This is a genomic window from Ulvibacter sp. 2210JD10-4 (assembly GCF_058148525.1).
The window spans coordinates 1-260 of sequence record NZ_JBYVJZ010000052.1; the positions used below are offsets into that span (position 1 = coordinate 1).

The window sequence follows — 260 nt, forward strand, 5'->3', positions numbered from 1 at the left end:
TATCTGTCTCTAACTAATTAATGAATAATGAAGATGTTGGCTCTCCTTCATAAATGGGTTGTTTTTGATCAACAATGGTGCTTTTGTTAGTGTCGTAAAGACGACAAAAACAAACAACCCGAAGAAAAATGACATAGCTCCTATTTCCGGAACTCCTATAAACCACGAAGTTCCCACAGTACCAGGTGTTATCATTAAATATACATCTATATAATGCCCGGCAAGCATTACGATTCCTGTAAGTATTACAAACCACTTGA

At 36.2% G+C, this 260-nt stretch carries 1 pseudogene; it reads right to left on the reverse strand.

What is annotated here, in order from left to right:
- Nucleotides 1-9: 9 nt before the first annotated feature.
- Nucleotides 10-260 (reverse strand): annotated as a pseudogene (locus tag ACY2RT_RS15440) (quinol:cytochrome C oxidoreductase); the annotation flags it as partial.